Origin of the sequence: Lepagella muris, from assembly GCF_004793975.1 — a bacterium.
GTDB classification, from domain to species: Bacteria; Bacteroidota; Bacteroidia; order Bacteroidales; family Muribaculaceae; genus Lepagella; species Lepagella muris.
Genome location: NZ_SRYB01000016.1, coordinates 26741 through 46586 on the forward strand (window position 1 = coordinate 26741; position 19846 = coordinate 46586).

The 19846-nt window shown below is 46.8% G+C and carries 11 protein-coding genes and 1 pseudogene; 7 read left to right on the plus strand and 5 right to left on the minus strand.

Annotation, left to right across the window (positions count from 1 at the left end):
• Positions 1-26 precede the first annotated feature (26 nt).
• The 7 genes and pseudogenes from E5331_RS11375 to E5331_RS20725 all read left to right on the plus strand — a co-directional run bounded on the left by E5331_RS11375 (position 27) and on the right by E5331_RS20725 (position 8293).
• A complete protein-coding gene (locus E5331_RS11375) occupies positions 27-1520 on the plus strand; it encodes a glycoside hydrolase family 30 protein (protein ID WP_420813781.1) in 1494 nt (497 codons plus the stop codon).
• A 168-nt stretch (positions 1521-1688) separates the two neighbouring features.
• Positions 1689-3710: a DUF5121 domain-containing protein gene (locus E5331_RS11380; RefSeq protein WP_123481455.1), complete on the plus strand. Its 2022-nt coding sequence runs from the start codon at positions 1689-1691 to the stop codon at positions 3708-3710.
• Between the two features lie 213 nt (positions 3711-3923).
• On the plus strand, positions 3924-6164 hold the full coding sequence (locus E5331_RS11385; protein WP_123481490.1) for a glycoside hydrolase family 3 C-terminal domain-containing protein: 2241 nt from the start codon (positions 3924-3926) through the stop codon (positions 6162-6164).
• A gap of 142 nt (positions 6165-6306) precedes the next feature.
• The gene (locus E5331_RS11390) at positions 6307-6621 is read left to right on the plus strand and encodes a hypothetical protein (protein WP_123481456.1); all 315 of its coding nucleotides are present in this window, start codon (positions 6307-6309) and stop codon (positions 6619-6621) included.
• Complete coding sequence (locus E5331_RS20980) at positions 6618-6869, plus strand: hypothetical protein (RefSeq protein ID WP_420813782.1); 252 nt, start codon at positions 6618-6620, stop codon at positions 6867-6869. Before E5331_RS11390 ends, E5331_RS20980 begins: the two co-directional genes overlap by 4 nt.
• Before the next feature lie 15 nt (positions 6870-6884).
• Positions 6885-7850 (plus strand): annotated as a pseudogene (locus tag E5331_RS11395) (alginate lyase family protein); the annotation flags it as partial.
• Positions 7851-8167: 317 nt separating this feature from the next.
• Entirely contained in the window at positions 8168-8293 is a 126-nt protein-coding gene (locus tag E5331_RS20725; RefSeq protein WP_275441187.1) for a hypothetical protein, read from the plus strand.
• Positions 8294-8528: 235 nt separating this feature from the next.
• Here the strand turns inward: E5331_RS20725 and E5331_RS11400 are convergent, their stop codons facing one another.
• From E5331_RS11400 to E5331_RS11420, 5 genes are all read right to left on the minus strand, one after another.
• Positions 8529-12155 (minus strand): fibrobacter succinogenes major paralogous domain-containing protein, encoded by a 3627-nt coding sequence (locus tag E5331_RS11400; protein WP_123481457.1) that lies wholly within the window; start codon positions 12153-12155, stop codon positions 8529-8531.
• Between the two features lie 2 nt (positions 12156-12157).
• Positions 12158-15283, minus strand: a complete 3126-nt coding sequence (locus E5331_RS11405; RefSeq protein WP_123481458.1) for a fimbrial protein — start codon at positions 15281-15283, stop codon at positions 12158-12160.
• A gap of 33 nt (positions 15284-15316) precedes the next feature.
• The gene (locus tag E5331_RS11410) at positions 15317-16870 is read right to left on the minus strand and encodes an Mfa1 family fimbria major subunit (RefSeq protein WP_123481459.1); all 1554 of its coding nucleotides are present in this window, start codon (positions 16868-16870) and stop codon (positions 15317-15319) included.
• A gap of 110 nt (positions 16871-16980) precedes the next feature.
• Entirely contained in the window at positions 16981-18048 is a 1068-nt protein-coding gene (locus E5331_RS11415) for a FimB/Mfa2 family fimbrial subunit (protein WP_135984942.1), read from the minus strand.
• Positions 18049-18084: 36 nt separating this feature from the next.
• Positions 18085-19845, minus strand: coding sequence for an Mfa1 family fimbria major subunit (locus tag E5331_RS11420; RefSeq protein WP_135984944.1), 1761 nt, complete (start codon positions 19843-19845; stop codon positions 18085-18087).
• Between the last annotated feature and the right edge of the window lies 1 nt (position 19846).

Here is a 19846-nt window from a genome sequence, read left to right on the forward strand (position 1 = left end):
AAAATCATCGCAAAATCTGAAAAATCATGAATAATTATAAAATCCTCTTCGCCTCAGTCATCTCTCTCACTTCGCTCGGCATGTGCTCATGCGACAACAGCGTAAAAATAGGTCCTCAGCCCACTCCCGATCCGGCACCGGAGGAAGGCACTGACGTCAGAATGATCACCACGACCACCAACCGTGCGAAAGATCTCACCGAATCATGGCTCCCCTTCAGCAAGAAGGACAACATGTCGCCCTCCTGCATCACACTCCTCCCCGATCAGGAATATCAGACAATGGACGGCTTCGGTGTGGCTGTGACCGGCTCCACCTGCTTCAACCTCATGCAGATGAAGCCAGAAGACAGGAAGGCATTCCTCGAAATGACGTTTGACCCCATCAACGGCTACGGTTTCAGCTACGTCAGAATCTCAATCGGCTGCTCCGACTTCTCTCTCAGCGAATACACCTGCTGCGACAAGGAGGGTATCGAGAATTTCGCACTCACTGACGAGGAGACAAAATACGTGATACCTATCCTCAAGGAGATTCTCGCAGTTAACCCCAGCCTGAAGATAATGGGCACCCCCTGGACTCCCCCGAAATGGATGAAGGTGAAAGACCTTGAATCTCTCGAGAAGTTTGACAGTTGGACTTCCGGTCAGCTCAATCCCAAATATTATCAGGATTACGGCACGTATTTCGCAAAATGGGTGCAGGCTTTCGCCCAGAACGGAATCAAGATTTTCTCCGTCACTCCCCAGAACGAACCGCTCAACCGTGGCAACTCCGCATCCTGCTACATGAGCTGGGAGGAGGAACGCGACTTCGTGAAGAATGGTCTCGGTCCTGCTTTCAAGAAAGCAGGTCTTGACGTGAAGATCTACGCCTTCGACCATAACTACAACTACGACAACATCCCCTCGCAGAAGAGCTACCCCACCAATATCTATGCCGACGAGGAGGCTGCCGAATATCTTGACGGCGCAGCCTACCACAACTACGGCGGAGACAAGGAGGAGCTTATATCCGTGCATAACGCCACTCCGGGTATGGATCTCGTGTTCACCGAGACTTCAATCGGCACGTGGAACAACGGACGCGACCTCAACGCCCGTCTTCTCGACGACATGGAGCAGGTGGCTCTCGGCACTGTCAACCGCTGGTGCAAGGGCGTGATCGTGTGGAACCTCATGCTTGACGAAGACCGTGGTCCGTACCGTCCCGGCGGATGTGCAACCTGCTTCGGTGCAGTTGACATCAACAAGGACTACACCACCCTGACCAAGAACTCCCATTACTACATCATCGCCCACATGAGTAGCGTCGTGAAACCCGACGCAGTGCGCATCGGCACAAAGGGATTCTCCGCAAACGGTCTGACTTACTCCGCATTCAAGAATACCGACGGCTCATACGCCCTCGTGATGAGCAACAACAACTCAATGGCTATCAACGTGACGATAGAGGATGGCGAACACCACTTCTCCACTACAGTGCCCGCCAAGAGTGCAGTGTCGTATGCTTGGAACTAAGTAATTTAAGGTTTAATGTTTATGGTTTATGATCATTAAATTTTATATAATGAAAAGATTCGTGGATTTTTGTGAATCTTAAACCTTAAACTATAAACTTTAAACCACTGAAGTGCAGCTTGCGAAACTTCAGTAAGTAATCTTCAAAATCCTAACAAGAAAATCAGCATGAAAACTATAAAATATGCATTTCTCGCAATGGCTGGTATCGCCTCGCTGACAGCCTGCAACGACGATGATTGGAGTAAGGGTAATCCCACAATGGGCGTGAAGACCGATCTGGGGACAGCCTGCTTCGGCGACAGTCTACGCTTCACCATCAATGCCTCCGACTCGGAAGTGCCTCTATCCACACTCCGCGCACAGCTTTATTTCGGCGACGAGATGGTGAGCGAGAAGGTGATCCGTACAAAAAAGAATGGTGAGGATTACGAAGGGGCTGTCTACGTGCCATACTTGGCAAACATCCCCGACGGACGCGCAACACTCATTCTCACGCTCCAGAACATCAACTTCACCAAAAACAGCATGGAATATGAGGTGAAGATAACCCATCCCGACTACCCTTCCCTCACTTTCGTGGCTGAGGACGGCACAGAGTATAAGATGGAGAAACAGGAGAAATACGTGTATGCCTTCACCGAGCGACTCCCCCAGGAGCTGAAAGGCTTCATCAAGGCTCCCAAATATGGCGAGAACGGCAACGAACTCACATTCGGATATGCCAACAGCGCGATATCCGTAGGTGCTGAATCCGCTATCCCGTTCTCCAACTCAAATCCGGGGAAATACACCGTAAGTTTCAACACTTTCTCATTTGAGGGAAGTCCGTTCACCAAACTTATGTTTAACGACATGCAGTTTGAATCGACCGACGATACTCATGCTCAGGCAGACATCAAGCTCACACAGGGACAGACCATCACCCCCGCCGGATTCCCCAATTTCGCCGACTGGTGGATAGATCCCGACTTCTTCAAGAAGGAGGACAACGGCAATCTCACGTTCCTCCCGGCTTCCGGAAGCTACCGCGTGATTGCCGACCTTCAGAAGCAATATTTCCGCGTATATCTGCTCAACGGCAACGACCCTGCGAAACTCGCTGACGACGGCACTGGCGCAGTATGGGTAATCGGCAACAACGTCGGCAAACCATCCGTAGACTCCAGCGAAGTGGGTTGGACCACCGAGAACGCTCTCTGTATGGCTCCGATGGGCGACAAGAGATATCAGATCACTTTCGTAGGCGGACAGACAATCTCCACCGACGGAATCAACTTCAAGTTCTTCCATCAGATGGGCTGGGGAGGCGAATTTGGCGGCGACGCACTGACCTCCACAAGCGACATTGTGAAAGTGGGCGACGGAACCAGTGGCCACGACAACGGCAACCTCTATCTCGCTGAAGGGGAAACACTCTCCGCAAACCATGTGTATCGTTTCACAATCGACCTCTCTGCCGGAATCACTGCCGGCGTACTCTCCGTAGAGGATTGCGGCGAACAGGCTTTCGAGGAGAAACCGGTAAGCGTGGCGGGCACAAAGCTCACCACCTCCGACAACAGCTACTACGAAGGCACCGTGACTCTCTCCCAAGGCGACTATCTCAACGTGAACGGTCTTTCCGGTCTTGATGAATATTATGCCGACCCAGACTACTTCATCTTTGATGAGGATGCCAATGATTTCAAGGTGAACGTGATTAGCTCAGACTATAAGGTGAAGATCAACAAGGCTTCCAAGACAATCTCCGCAATCATGATGTATGGCGGCGAGGAGGCAACATTTGATAACGGCGGCGCAATATGGCTGATGGGATGGGGTGTCGCCTCTCCCAGCATGGACTCCCAGTTCGGCTGGAATCCCGGCGCAGCATACTGCATGGCTCAGATCGCTCCTAATGTATATCAGTTTACAGGCGTGGCAGGTCCGGAGAAAGGCTCTTCCGTAGGTATGCGTATCCGCACTGACTATCTAAGCTTCAAGTTCTTCCTTCAGGATGGCTGGGGCGGTGAGCTGAGCGGCGACAACGCACTCACGCTGACAGAAGGCGCAAGCTCTCTGTTGAAAGACTCCGGCAATCTCGAACTTGCCGACGGTGTGAACCTTGAAGAGGGTGCCACTTACCGCATCACCGTAGATCTTACGGCAGGCGTAGCAGCAGGCACAATCGATATGGTGAAGCTATAAGTATAATTTAGATCATGTTTTTTAAGGTAAAGTAGGTAAATTTGGATTGACCGACGGCATCGCCAGAATAATGACTTTGCCGTCGGTGTTATTTATTTTTTTCATATTCAAAACGAAGGTGAAAAATAATTGAACTTCAACAAATTTTACTATCTTTGCAACAGGAACCCAATAAACTCCGCCATTACCTTGGCAAACACAATCCACATTATCATGAAACTTTCCAAATTATTCATCTCATCCCTGATTATATGCAGTGCCGGCGTGATAAACGCATCAGTGCCCGTATATCTTGACGACAGCAAACCTCTTGAGGAGCGAGTGGAAGATGCACTTTCGCGCATGACCCTCCAGGAGAAAATCGACATAATCCATGCCCAATCGAAATTCAGTGCGCCGGGCGTGCCGCGTCTCGGTATCGCCGAACTATGGTGTACCGACGGTCCGATGGGCGTTCGTCCGGAAGTGCTCTGGGACGAATGGGAACAGGCGTCATGGACCAACGACTCCTGCACGGCATTCCCATCCCTCACATGCCTCGCTGCCACATGGAATCCAGAAATGGCAGCTCTCTACGGCAAAAGCATCGGTGAGGAGGCACGTTTCCGCAACAAGGCAGTGCTTCTCGGTCCGGGCATCAACATCTACCGCACCCCTCTCTGCGGACGTAACTTCGAATACATGGGTGAAGACCCCTTCCTATCCGGCAAGATGGCTACGGAATACGTCAAGGGTGTACAGTCAAACGGTGTGGCTGTCTGCGTGAAGCATTTCGCGCTCAACAACAACGAGATCAACCGCCACACGTCAAACCCGATAGTAGACGACCGCACACTCTACGAGATATATCTCCCCGCCTTCAAGATGGCGGCTACCGACGGCGACGCATGGAGCTTCATGGGCGGCTACAATCTATTCCGTGGCGAACATGCAAGCTATAACCCCATCCTCATGAACGACATTCTCAAAGGGGAATGGGGCTGGGATGGTGCCGTCATATCCGACTGGGGTGCCGTTCATGATACGGAGACAGCCGTGAAGGGTGGTCTCGACATGGAGTTCGGAAGCTGGACCAACGGTCTGACCAACGGTGTCTCCAACGCCTACGACAACTATTGGCTTGCCAATCCGTATCTCAACGGCATCAAATCGGGGAAATTCTCTGAAGATGAACTTAACGACAAGGTGCGTCGCGTGCTTCGACTCACTTTCCGCACGACTATGAACCGCAACCGTCCGTGGGGCTCGATGGGTAGCGACGAACACAAGGCTGCATGCCGTCAGATAGGCGGCGAGGGTATCGTGCTTCTGAAGAACAAGGGGAATATCCTTCCGTTGGATCCCGCGAAGGTAAAGAAGATAGCCGTGATCGGAGAGAATGCAATAAAGATGATGACTGTCGGCGGCGGCAGCTCCTCTCTCAAGGCTGCTTACGAGATAACTCCGCTCCAGGGTCTTAAAAACCGTCTCGGCAAGGATTTCGAGATTGTATACGAACGCGGATACGTGGGCGATACTCTCGGCGAATACAATGGCGTGAGGACAAACCAGGATCTCCGCGACTTCCGTTCTGTAGAGGAACTGAGGGAAGCGGCTGTCAACGCTGCAAGAAATGCGGATGTAGTGCTCTATTTCGGTGGTCTTAACAAGGCAGACCATAATGATGCGGAAGATTCCGACCGTCTCTCCATGAATCTCCCCTACGAGCAGAACGAACTCATCGAGGCTCTTGCAAAGGTCAACAAGAATCTTGTGGTAGTCAACATCAGCGGCACAGGCGTGGCAATGCCGTGGGTCAACAAGGTGCCCGCTATTCTTCAGGCGTGGTATCTCGGCAACGAGACAGGAAACACTATCGCCGACGTGATAAGCGGTGATGTCAATCCGAGCGGTAAACTCCCCTACACATACTACGCCAACCTGATGCAATGCGGTGCCCACAAGATGGGTGAATACCCCGGCACACCTGCAAAGGATAAGTTTGGCAACGACATCTTCGACATGCCCTATAATGAGGGTATCTATGTGGGCTACCGTTTCATCGACAAAAATAAACTGAAACCGACATTCCCCTTCGGTCATGGACTCAGCTACACCACCTTCACCTACGGCGACGCATCTGTCGACAAGAAGAAGGGTGGACTCAACGATGTGTTTACCGTCACGGTGCCCGTCACCAACTCCGGCGACCGTGCCGGCAGCGAGATCGTGGAACTTTATATCTCCGATCCGAAATCATCCGTTGACCGTCCGGTGAAGGAGTTGAAAGGTTTCAAGAAACTTGCGCTTGCTCCGGGCGAGACAAAGACCGCCACATTCACCATCTCAAAGGATGATCTCAGTTTCTTTGATGCCGACCGTCATGAATGGGTGTGCGAACCGGGAGCATTCGAGGTTCTCATCGGCGCATCATCAGCCGACATACGCACAAAAGCAGGATTCACAGTGGAATAATAATCGCAATTGACCGATTCCGTATCGGTTGATATTTAATGAAGTTGCCTGGACTTATTCCTGATTTATGGATAAGTTCAGGCAACTTCTTAAAAAATAAATACCCGAACACCTGACCACCGACAACCTTAACGGGCTGGAATTGGCTGTAAACGTAGGCAGCAATTGCAGCTACACTTCCCCTGAAAGCGGTCTGACGTGGGTGGCTGACCGTATATACACCCCCGGAAGCTGGGGACGCATCGGAGGAACTGGCAAGAACTCCAATTCATTCGACATCTCTGTCAACGGCAAGATGCTGCATCATCATTTTGCTCCGGCAGCACAGAATGGTCATAAATTCGCTCTCCGCAAGAAGTATATCATAAACTCCTCTTCCAACGACGGCATTATCGTGAATCTGAATGTCATAGAGGGTAAGAGATTATTAAATTCCATCAAACTCATAAAATTATGAAACGCAACATATTATTGCCGATTTTCGCGGCAGCCGTTCTTCAAATATCCGCTCAGACATGGGATAAGTCGCATCTTGACCGGGTGAAGGAGAATATCGGATCGCCATTCTATACTGAATACCTCTCTCTTCTCATCAAAGAGGCTGACGCTCTACTTGATGCCGTGCCGCTATCAGTGATGGACAAGACGAAGGTGGCGGCAAGCGGCGACCGACACGATTATCTCAGTCAGGCACGCTATTTCTGACCCGACTCCACAAAATCCGACGGTCTCCCCTACGTCAACCGCGACGGCATATCCAATCCGGAGATCAACAGCCTTGACCGCAACCGTCTCGGCGACACCGCCGCAAGGATAAAGGCCCTCTCCCTCGCCTATTTCTTCACCGGCGACGAACGGTATGCAAAGAAAGCCACCTCACTTATCCGCACTTGGTTTCTCGACAAGAAAACACGCATGAACCCCAATCTGAAGTATGCACAGATGATACCGGGGCGTTCATGGAATCATAATGCCGACAAATGGAAATTCCCTGTGATCATCGACAATATGATGAATCTGGAGATGCTGTTCCAAGCCTCTATCCTCACCGGCGATCCAATATATCGGGATATTGCCGTGAAACATGCCGACACTACCCTCGCCAACCATTTCCGCGATGATTATTCATCGTATCATGTTGTTGACTATGATCCTGCCACGGGTGATGTGAGGATGAAATGCACGGCACAGGGATATTCCGACGATTCATTCTGGAGCCGTGGTCAGGCGTGGGGCTTATATGGTTTTGCGCAATGCTATAAGTACACGGGCGACCATCGTTATCTCAACCGGAGTGAACGTATAGCCGATTTCATCATGTCGCTTCCCAACATGCCCTCCGACCATATCCCCTATTGGGACATGAAGGCTCCGGAGGTGAAGGATGTGCGCACGTCCGACCCTGTGGCGGGAGTGGCACGCGATGCTTCGGCAGCGGCGATAATGGCATCCGGTCTGTATATGCTCAGCGAATGGATGAGTCCGGAGAAGGCAACCCGTTACCGCAGCTATGCCGACTCTATCCTCGACACGTTGACCGCTTCCTACCGCATACCGCAAGGTGAGAAATACGGTTTCATACTTGACCACAGCATCGGTCATCACCCTGCCGGCAGTGAGATTGACGTACCTCTCAACTACGCCGACTACTATTATCTGGAAGCTCTCCTCCGTCAATCCCGCTGATCCACACAAAGGACTCTCGCGGGTATGTACCACAAAGAACACGGAGCACACGGAGATTTTTTTAATTCGCACGAGAGGGCGCACGAAGAAATAAAAGAAAAGAAAGAAAATTTTATTATTTCTTTTTATTCTTTTGTTTCTTTGTGCGATTTTTTATTCTTTTGTTTCTTCGTGCGATTTTTTTGTTTAATTTTGTGCGAAGGCTCTAATTTTAGGGTTGGAACGGCACTTTTAGGCTCTAATTTTAGGGTCTAAATGGTGTTTTTAGGCTCTAATTTTAGGATTTAGCGCATTATTTTATTAATTATCATCATCTTATGTATCTACGAAGAAAAATCGACAAATTCCTTGATGATTGGAAGAGAAATCCCAACCGAAAACCACTACTTGTAAACGGTGCCAGACAGGTGGGGAAATCCCCTATTACTGCACATTCCTTCTGAAACGCTACATGCAGCACGCCTGACCGACAACATTCCATCGTCACCACTAAAATACAGACTGCCGGAGCTTCACAGCCCCGGCAGTCGCCTTGCTTACAAATTTAAACTAATTATATTAATTACTTACTGACTTTCATTATAGATTCGCATAAACCTTACCTGTATTAATACCTTACCCAAAAGACCTTACATCAACAAACTTATAAAGTATGTATCGTAATCAGAAGGTATTGATTCAATTTATTGTGAGTACATACCTATCCAAACTTGAATCATACACAAATTTATTAAAGTTACACATTACACCTTCCCCATCTTGTTTTTGACCATTATTTGTTCTTATATAACCAATCTCAGAACATAGCATGGAAACAGTCACGTCCAAATAATAATACTCTCCATCTTCTCCATTTCGATTTCCTGGCCATGTGGTAAAAGCAGATGCATCAACTTGCCAAACGTGAATTTTATCTGCGGCAGATTTTTTCCATCTGAAACGTAACTTTTCACCAACAAAGAATTTTTGATCTGTCATTCCTTCCGGTTTGCCTGAATAAACATTACCATTTTTGTCAAGATAAGCACATCTAACCTTGTGATCATCCATCTCATTGAAAACCCGAATTAAAGTACCTAATTGCTTATCACCATAATTAGTATTCCAAATATTAATAATCTTGTCCTTTTCAGAAGATGGGATTTCAACTTCCAATCTATAATATCCTCTGACACCGGAAACATTTCCATTTTGTACCTCAGAATCAAAGCTCTTGTCAGATGTGTAAATTGAAAGTTGGTTACCTTTTTCTATAGGCCAATAAATACGGTATCTGGGAACAAAAGATGCGTAGCAATATACTGTTTTACTTTCAACATTACACTTCCACCAATATTCTGTTGCTGTAGGAATACCAACAATATCCTCATCGGTTCCTGATTCTCTCAAGTTTCCATCGACATCTCCTACAACTCTCCAACCAGTAGCATCATTGACTGAAATATCTGTTGAAACGGATGTTGTGTTGTTACTGCCTTTTGAGAAGGTATGAATTTTTCCGTCTTTATCGAGGTAGTTGAATATCACATAGAAGTCTTCTGCCGGGATGTTATCTGATTCGTATGAGAAGTTGAACCAGCCGTTTTTCATCGTGTTGTAATCACCGATATATTTGCCGGGCCAGTTTGTCACTGCCACACGAGTGCCATCTTTATTCTCGGTGTAAAGATAGACATGAGTTGCACCTGATACGTTGAATGATGTGCGATGCAGGTCTCCACTGTCGTCAATGTCGTTGATACATCTTACCGACATGGCGTAAGTCTGGACATTTCCATTTATATATGACGAGGCATTACCGGAGATACACAATGATTTCAACCATCGTCCTATCTCCTGTTTCTCTGTACCGGAAGATGCAGTCTGTGTCCAGTAATATCCGGCACGCGACTCACCATTATCAGAATTATTCTCCTTATAACGAGCTTTCGGGAAATAGACATTACCGACAGATGATCTGTAGCAAGCATTATAGTAACTTCCCACAGAATTTGTATCGAAGTTTGGTGAATTTCTCAACGCATTCCACACTTTCTGTTTCGGCACCCTGTAGCCAGGAGGAGAGACTCGGTCTTTTTGGTCTTCCGATGTATCATACATCTCCGGATCCTTATGCTCATTTTCAAGATATTTCGCTACTTTATAATACCCACCGGCTGCCTCCTTATTACCATAGTAAGCCGAACCATCACTTGATTCTATATATAATTCCGCAGACTTGGCACCGAGATTTCGGTCAAGCCAATAGCGCATACGGGTAGCACCCATAATTGGCACAACCTCATAGTAGTAATAATTCTGACTATCCTTATCGGCATCCACACGATGGATCTCACTGCTCTTGTGGAAGAATCCGGTATGATACAGATCTATCGTATATTTGGAGCTAAGGCGATTATTAACCGTTTCCCCGTTAGGCGTAATTGTCAATTCAAGAGAACCCACTCCATAAGTATAGTCATTATCTGCATTTCCGTCAGAGCCATCAGTCCCTAATGCATTACCGGGACGAGTGATTGTCACCGACCATGAGCCACCTTCAGATGCGTGGGTACCGGATGAGGCTCCCTCTATTTTAACATACTGCTTAATTGTATTATCCCCGGTCACATTAAGTGCCCAGTCATATTCCGCAGATGTCAAAGATGCCTCCGTAAACGTAATCGTATATTCATAATACCAACGAGCCTCCGCTTTAGAATCGACTGTTTTACCCGGTTCACCATACATCACCGGGAAATGAAGACCCTGATTACGTACTTTGCCATTATTGGCTTTCTCATCAGTGCCGAACAAGCTCACGCCATCTTCAACAGGATTTCCTGCTAAGAAATCCCAATATTGTTCAGTCTTAAACTGTTGATTCTTATCCGCATCATATATGGTAAGAGTTACCTTACATAAGTCTGTACCTTTAAACTCTCGTTTCCAAGTTACGGGGACTGTGCGGGTCAATCCCATCCAAGTCACGGTAATCTCCCCTTGGAGTGTGCCGAGATCTGATGTCTTATTAAACTTGACAGGGCATTTATAGACAGTACCCTTATTATTACAGTCATCTGAGTCCCCGCTTCCACCTACAACCGGGATACTGCCACCATCTTCTATTTCCAACATCTCAGAATCATTCACCTCTTCCCGCTCTCCGACAGACAGCCATTCCGAATCAGATGTAATGGTTAAATTTTTAACAGCTTCCTCTGCTTCATCCGCTTTGGAATATAGTTTGACATACAGATAACGCCATGTATCAGTATCACTATCAACGGAAACACCATTGGAATATACTATCTCATGAGTGACACCGAGTTCACGGATGCCATCCGAAATCATGTTGAAGATTGCCGGAGAATGGTCATGGATTTTGTATTCCAAGTAAGGAGACGGATTCTTAGATGCCTCTTCAGGAGTGGCATATCCGGGACCGTTCACACCCTTAATCATAACCTGATACCAATGATTCGGGTTTATATCCAAAATATTCACACTCTCACCATCTTCTGACTTAATATTGAAATCAAGTCGGTAGAAATAGCTTTTAGAATTATATTCAGCCTTGACAATTATAAAGGCCTTTTTCTTTTCATTATTTTTATTATCTGTCGGACGCAAATATTTACCATTTGAATCAGACAAATCGTCATCAAAACTACTAATGCTGGAGGGCGCGCCCAATATTGTTTCAGTTCCGGCAAGCAGACTGCCCAGCACTGCATCTCCATACACACAGAATGGATATTTCACAGATTCATCAATCTCCAAATTATCATTAATATCGGTGCATCCCGTCACAGTGATATAGGCAACATTTCTAATCAATGTCACATCTTTTGATATGAGCGTTTTCAGGTCTGACTTGGCACTCATGACAATCTTCCCATCTTCGCTAACCGCATTATACGCAATAAGTTCTTTCAAAGATGCAATCGTAGTGACACCCTTCTCAAATGTGCCGTCATAATTGGCAATGAAATAGAATTGCAGACCGGATTCTCCACGAAGATCCTTGTCGAGTTTAAACGATATACTATTATCATCTTTAAGCGAAGTATCGCTTTTCTTAAAATACTCCACCTGAGAAAGTGTAGAATTATCCTCACCACTCTTAAAGATAAGTACTGATACAGTTGAAAGCTCATCACCAATTTCCGCACGAGTTGCTACTTTTTCCAACTCCGGCACAGAGAAGGTCAGTTCCACTGTCCCATCCGTAGCAATCACGGAACCGGACTTAAATTCCAGGTCATCGCTGCAAGCAGCGAGACCAAGAACCATAAGCAATGATATTATTATATTCTTATACATAATCAATACAGAATCAAATAATAATTATACGTTTTATCTGAGGAAGCCGTTTTTCTATTGTTTACGATAGACATCCATGACGTCGGATATGAATTATTTCCATCAGGTTTGCAAGCGGTTACAAACCTATTCGTTTCTTTGGAATCAAGAGTGATATCATAATAGTATCTCACAGCTCCATCTATTTCCTCAGAACCTGAGTAATGACGTATCTCATAAGATCCTCCTTTACCATCATTATATTGGATATAGTCCCTATAATCAGGATTACTCTCATTATCCTTATACCAATAAATACGATAGATAATTGAACTTGAACGATCCTCCGGGTTAGAAGATGTAAACTGAGGTTTCCCTCCATTTCTTAAATCAAACCATCCCTCCTTATTTGGATAGTCAAACAAAGGGATGCCAGGATCCGGCATACCATCTGACCTAACTGTAGGATAGCGGTAATTGATTTGATATTCGTTAGAACCATGACCTTCATCCGGCTTGTAATTATGACCGTCGGCAAACATTATCAATGCCTTACCCGGTGTAGCTATACCGGTAAGTTCAAACGACCACCATTCATCTGATTCCTTCTTCATTTGAATGCCAGGCCATGTCATGTTGTAACCAGCACTTTTTAATCTATTATATTCACCATATTGCACAACATTACCTAAAATACAATGAGGACATTGCCCATCTTCATACGAAGTGACCTTCTTAAGTTTTTCGCGATGTTCCTCACAGAGATCCATATTGTCATAATAATGCTTACTGAAACCCTCTTGACCGGGAGCCCATTGAGTAGCAGGACCAGAGCCTATTTTGTCGTCAGTAAAATAATAGAACCCGTTTACATATCCGGTTGATCTGTCCGGATTATTATAACTCCCAACATTCCACCCTTTAAATGCGATTTTACCCGTGAAGGAATATTCCAATGCCGCAGTCTTACCTTCTGTATCAGCACCTACAGGTTTATTTGCAAGGGCACTCCCTGCCGGAAATTCAAGACATTGATATACGTAGATGTGAGGATTACCCCAGCCTGTCGGCGGACGGAAATGTATCGTATAATTCTGGATATTGTTTACGATATTAACTGTCACTTGCCGTGAAATAAGATAACCGTTTTCAGTCTTGCCTGACACATCAAATGTCAACTGACGTTTCTCTTTCCATAACTCCCAACCGCTGTTGATTCCGGCATAATGCAGATTCAACTTAGAGTTATTGCTTGTTATTGTAAGATTCTTGTTAGATTCAATCTCGACATTATTCCAATCCGTGAGCCACAATGCCTTCTGCGTATTACCATCTTCGGTGTAATTTGCATATTTCCAAGCATCCTCATTGCCGAGCGTGATTGTCACATTCCGGAGGTTGGTGTGGATATTTACAGAGATATCACCGCTATAGACACCTGACGCGATACGTTCACGGGCATCTATCGTGATTAACACAGGATCAACTTCAAGATAGGGATCCAATCGGAGTGGTTCCACATCAATCTTCTTGCGAAGATTGCCAGCCTTCAGATGGAAGTAATTGTATTGTGCGCGTTCGTCTTCTGACAACGATTGCGCATCCACCAATGGATTGACCGACACGATGAGCGTATCGGAGTAAGTAGTATTATCCAAAACATAAAGAGGTACCTCCGTTCCATCCTGCAATTTATATTTCGGAGAATAACCTTCATCAATCTCCACGCTTTCGGCATTTGACTCATACCATATCTTTGTCTTCTCGCCGGCTGTCACGGGGATTACGGTTTTGTCGAGGTGGAGGAAGTAGGGACCGTGGAGGGTGTAGACGATCTGTTGGAGCGTCCAAGGGGCGACGGAGAGGCGGATGTCGAAGTCGCCGGGGCTGGTAACCCTGGCTACGAGGTCGTAGTAGTGACCGCGAACGAGGGTGTTGTCGGGATCGGGGGCAGCGGTGCCGGTGGTTGTTGAGCCGTCAATCTCGCCGTCGGTTGTGCCGTTGGGGAGAGGGATATTGTAGTTGAATGTGCGGGAGGGGTCATTGCAGAGTTGGGCGAGGAAAGAGAGGGTCGTGCGTGAGGCATCCTCCTCGGAGATGTTTTCGGGGAGGTAGAGAATGCCTTGGACAGCTCGCTGATGCAGCTCCGGATTTTTGAGATCTTCGGCGGAGAGTTCAGCTCCGAGATTGTCTATGTCGATATCGGAGGAGGTGGTGGCTCTTGTGTCATTAATGTCATTAAGGACTTTAGGGACATTTGAGGATCCGGCAGCAGCGATAGTGGTGGAACCGGCTGCCGGGAAGTGATAATGATTCAGGCTTTCGATTGGGAAGCTTTTCTTCTCAGGAGTTATTTCTTCGGATTGGGTTGAGGGGCCGTAGATGGGGGTTTCGGCGGCGCAGTTGCTGACTGTCAGGTTTGTGAAGGTCAGCGGGGTGGAGAAGATATTGGAGAAACCGGTGTTGTCAGTGTTGTCAAAGAGGAGGGTGTAGCGCACTTTTGTGCAGAGGAAGGTGAGATCGATGTTTAGCTTGACGTTCTGACCTGCGCCTATTGTGACAGTTCCGGTTGTGGCATCCAGTTCGCCACCGGATTCCATGGTGACATCCTCAGCTTTACCTGCCATCGGAAGACCATCATTCAAATTCGGCTGCTTTTCGCTGTCAAATTTGATTGAAACGTTCTTTACCTGAATCTCTGTTGGTTCACCGGAAAGAGTTTCCGCTGTCGAAGTGACGTCATATCCCTTTACATTCGCAAGAATGTAAAAGCGGTATTTTCCCGGTTGAAGTTCGCGGGTGTATACCGTTGTTTCGTTGTGAGAGATACCATTGTTCTTGGTAAATTTCTGCGTTATATCCACATTCTCTACAAGCTCGGATGATTCATTATTATTATCATCCACCTTGTAGATATAGAGATTGGCGGAAGTGATCTTACCCTCTCCGGCGGCGATCTCCTTCTCGTTGGGAGTCGTGGTGGGGTCTCCGTCGGCACGCGTGGAGATGGTCAGCGGTCGCGGTATAGATATGGTCACGCCTGTCGCACCCTCGGGGAGCGGATCTCCGGGGGTGAAGTCATCGGCGCAACCCGAAAGGAGCATACCGACGAATGCACAAGCGGCTAATATTTTGTTTCCAAGATTCATGTTGGTTTTATTGGGGGGTGTTGTTATAATAGCTTACAGATCTATGTTAATTCTATGATAAATCCATTTCTTCACTTTCGAGGTGATCGTGATCTCGCTCTCCGTCGGTTCGTCGGGATCTTCCGGATTGTAAGGTCTCGGCAAACCGGAAATACTCTGGATGGAGAGCTTGTATATGTTGTTGCGAACCACTCCGAACTCCATCGGTTCCATCTTTGCCGGGTCGTTATTATCATTATGCTTGATGAAATGATAGTAGTATAGGTAGTATTTACCTTTCTCGGTGCCATCCTGAGCATCGGCATCGGTGGTAGGTGTTACTGTCAGTTCGCGTCCCTTAAACTTGAGGGTCAGCGGGTCGGTATGGTTCTTAAAAGTTTCGTTGTCAGTGTCCGGCACTCCGGTCAGTTCGGCACGGAATACGATAGCCGTGGTGTAGCCGCGTAATTGCTTCGTGGCATCGGCAATCGTGTTTTCCGACAGATAACGCCAGGGGGTGTAATTGTCGGTGCCGCCAGCGTTTGTGGGTTCTTTATATGGATATTTATTAGTATTGTCTGCTTTAAAGAGGTTTTCCCATCCGGCAGAATAGGCGTTTTCGGCATTACCCTGATTGATGAAATGATCGGGATTAGTAGCCACATCCGCGCCATTTCCTTGTTTCTTATCGTTGTCGGTATCAAGGAAATAGTTGGTGCTTGTCTCGCGACCGAGGAAGTCAAGGTATGGGGTTCCACTCTCAGGTTTCACCCAGATATGACGGAATGTATAGAAATTCTTGCTGACATTCACGGGGCACATGCCGACAATCTTGACGGTGTAGCCGCTCTCCCCTATCTTGTATTCGTGAGGATTCTTGCCGTCGGGGTCATCGTCGTTGCGCTCTTTGTCGCGGTAGTCGATGCGTGCCACTGAACGTTCGAGGGTTATAGATTTATTGTCATTATATCTATTCAAATCCAGAGAGGATGTGTCAGAGAGGAAATCGGCAAAAAATGTCTCAGTCCAAGCCTCATCTATAGTGAAGGTATATTCCTCGAAGTTTGACATTGGCAATCCATTGACAGTCGTGAGATATGGGGAATCAAGACCGCTGACTGTGGCAATGTAATTTTCCACGTCATAACCCAACATTGGTCTGGTAATAGTCTCATAGCCGGGATTCGCCACAACGTAAAGATTGAATGGCTTGTTTTGCATTTTATTACCGAACTCAAGAGCCTTTTTCAGCGGAACAACGGCAGTAAGTGTGTAGCCACCATCCTTTGAAGCCATCTTTACCACTTCTGCATGTATATTCGCTCCATCCCCTTTCAGAATGATCAATGCACTATGGATAGCGTTCTCGGCATCAGTGCCGCCTTCCTCTCCGTCGGAAGAGGTGTCAGGATCGGTTGTGCTACTGTTGCGGGTATTTGCGCGGGTGTCGGCGTCGTCGGGGAGCTGCACGTCGACGTTGATATAGACCATAGCATTCTCCGGTAGGCGTGAGCCGTCGGGATCGCTCACGTCGCTACCTGAGCACCCTGCTATGGTGAATGCAGGTACAGCCATTATTGCCATTATTAACTTTGAGAGATATTTCATTGCTACGGTCTCTTATTATAGTATGTTGTTGTTTTATGTTGTCGCCACGGTGCCTGAGCAGCCATGAGCCGCTGAGGGTCGGGGGATATTAAATGGGGTGGAGAGAGGGGTTAGAATTCTGTATCATTTATACGCACTTCCCAGTCGTTGATGACGATGCGCGTGGTGAGCCACGTGTCATTACGGTCATCGAGGAAGAATACGAATCGCCATGAGTTCTCGCGATCAAGATATTCCTGATCAGCCATAGGCTCGACAAGTCCGCTGTCGCTCTTGAAGAGGAGCATGTAGTTTACGAGCGGGATACGCAGCACCTCGCTGTTGTCGCTCTTGCGGGTCACGGTGAGAGTTGTGCGGACGGGCTTGTTGCGGACGATACGCGATGTGGTGAAATGTGCCATAGCTACGCTGACGTCGTTTGCGTTGTCGGCATCGTCATCGGCACGTGAGGATTCCTCGCCGGGTTGCGTTCCGGCATAGCGGGTTTCCGAGAGGAAGGGGAGGTAGGTAACTTCTCCATTTGGGAGGAGGTTGTTGTCGGAGTCGAAGAGAGTGTTGTCGTCAGTGATAGAGAAATTGAAATCCTCATGACTGATCGGAGAACCTGACACGTGCTGGAGAGCAACCTGCACGGTGTTGGTGTTGCGCATCATCTCCACGCGGGCTTCAGTCGTCGTATTCTGCGAGACGGAGAAGCGGGCTGACCCATAGAAATGATTGTGAAGTTTTCTGAGATTGTCGTCGGAGAGGCAGTCGGGATGGAGAGCCACGGTGAGGTCGGCGAGTTCATTCGTATTTGAGAATGCTGTGGGATGTATGAAAGAGGCGTCGCGACATTCCATACCACCGTAAGCGATAGCCCTGTAGTTGCCTTCGGGTAGTTTCAGGGAGATACGGAAGTTCTCGTCGGCAAGGTTCTCGCGGGTGAGTTCCGTCTGCTTGGTGACGAAGTTACCCTCCTCGTCGTAAATATAGAGCGACAGGCAATCCACCTGGTTGTGGAATGCGTTTGCAAACTCCATATTATATTCGTAAACGAAACGGAGGTTTACGGCGGCATCGGGACACGGGTCAAGGTCCTCATTTATGATGCCGCAGGCGGAGGATAGCATCATCATGGAGGCGGCGGAAAAAGCCGCCCCCACGATGCTGTAGATATTTGTCTTAAATCCTTTCATCGAGAAAGTTTGTAAGATTCAGTTTGGTATTTTGTTTTAGAATTCGATGTCGTTCTTACGAACAGTCCATTTCTTAACCTGAACGTCAACTTTGATTTTCACGTCAGATTTCTCATCAGGATCATCCGGATCAACGGGATCTGGATCGTCCTTAGGATCAAGAGGATGTCCAAGTGCAGATATGCTGGTAACAGCTAATTTATAGACGTTGTTACGTACAACTGCAAATTCCATATTCCCCATTACACCTGGTTTTCCATTATCCCAGTGACGGTTCCAATAATAGTAATTGGTTGCCCAACCACCTTTTTGTTCATTATATCTATAAATTGTGAATTGATTATTCACTGCAGCCTGATATAACTCTTCTCCCGTTTTACCCTTACAAGCTTTATAAGCTGATGCAAGTGCTGTATTTTCATTACCCTCTTTTGTTGCCTCATCTTCTACGGCCTTCCAATTTGGATAAATATTGTTTTTGTAGATAAAAATCGGCTCTGCCTTAGCCTCTAATGCTGCTTTCAGTTTCTCAGGAGTAGATTCCGTTGGCTTTATCTCACCTCTGAATACAACACCTGTAGATATTGCTACTTTTTGTTTAGATGCTGGCTCAGGAATTGTATTTTCTGTGACATAACGCCAAATTTTATAATCACCTTTATTATTATCGGGATCTAAATTCCATTCATTATCATTATCAGAGATTGCACCATCTCCAAAATAATCCTTCAAAATAATCCTTCTCCACAAATCAACACCCAACTTACCATCTTCAGAAGGAGTTGCATCCGTAAACAATGCATATTGGAAATGGTCGGAATAAGTCAGCTTTTTGGTCCAATTAGAATTCGCTTTCCAATCCCAATCAGGATCAATAAAGAATTTATTTCTATCATCTTCTCCACACATTAAAGATGTAGATTCAAATTCTGAAGAATGACCCGTTGCTGAAAGTCTATGTAGATAATAGTAAGAATTGCTCATATTGACAAGAGCCATATTTGTCAATTCTATCTGCAAGCCTCCTTCAATCGCTTTATCTTCCCCTACAACATTGATATCAATCGGATATACATTGTTATTGACAGTCTTAAAATCAAAACGAGCTATCGAACGGATAACATCTACAGTACCCATTGGGTATGCGCTTTCTGCATACGCTCCATTCTTAATTCCATCAAGTGGTGGGAGAGCAAGGTCCGTAACCTTAAGATTTGCCATCGGTATATTCTTACCCTCTGAAACAGTTGCCAATTGAAGATTATCTCCTGTCAATACATTCTTTGCATTCATCCAATTGGCAGCAGACTCGCCCCTATTGCGATTTGCAATATGATCCTTCAATTCTTGTGTAGGATTGCAGAATGCGTACACATTCACATGAGCCTGGTCAGGTTTAGTTCCAAGAGACTCGATGTAATTTACAAGTACTGACTTGTTAAATGTCGCGGTTATATCATAATTGGATGGAATAGTGGCTCCTTCAGCCGTAGGCTGTATCGACACTACATTTGAAGCAATGAATGAATTATTATTATCCTTGTTATTATCATCCTTGCTAGCAAAGACAATCAAGACCTCCTTCACATTGTTTTCAAAATCCTTACCAATCTCCTCACCTGCCGGATCACCTGCGGCACGTGTACCGTTACTTGTCGGGAGGGAGATAGTGATTTTCATGTTGACACCATCCTTCTCGCTGATTACTGGCGAATTGGGTCCGTCGATCGCTTCTGATGAGCAGGACGCGAGCATGGCGGCTGCGAGAAGCGGAAAGTAAAATTTAGATACCTTCATG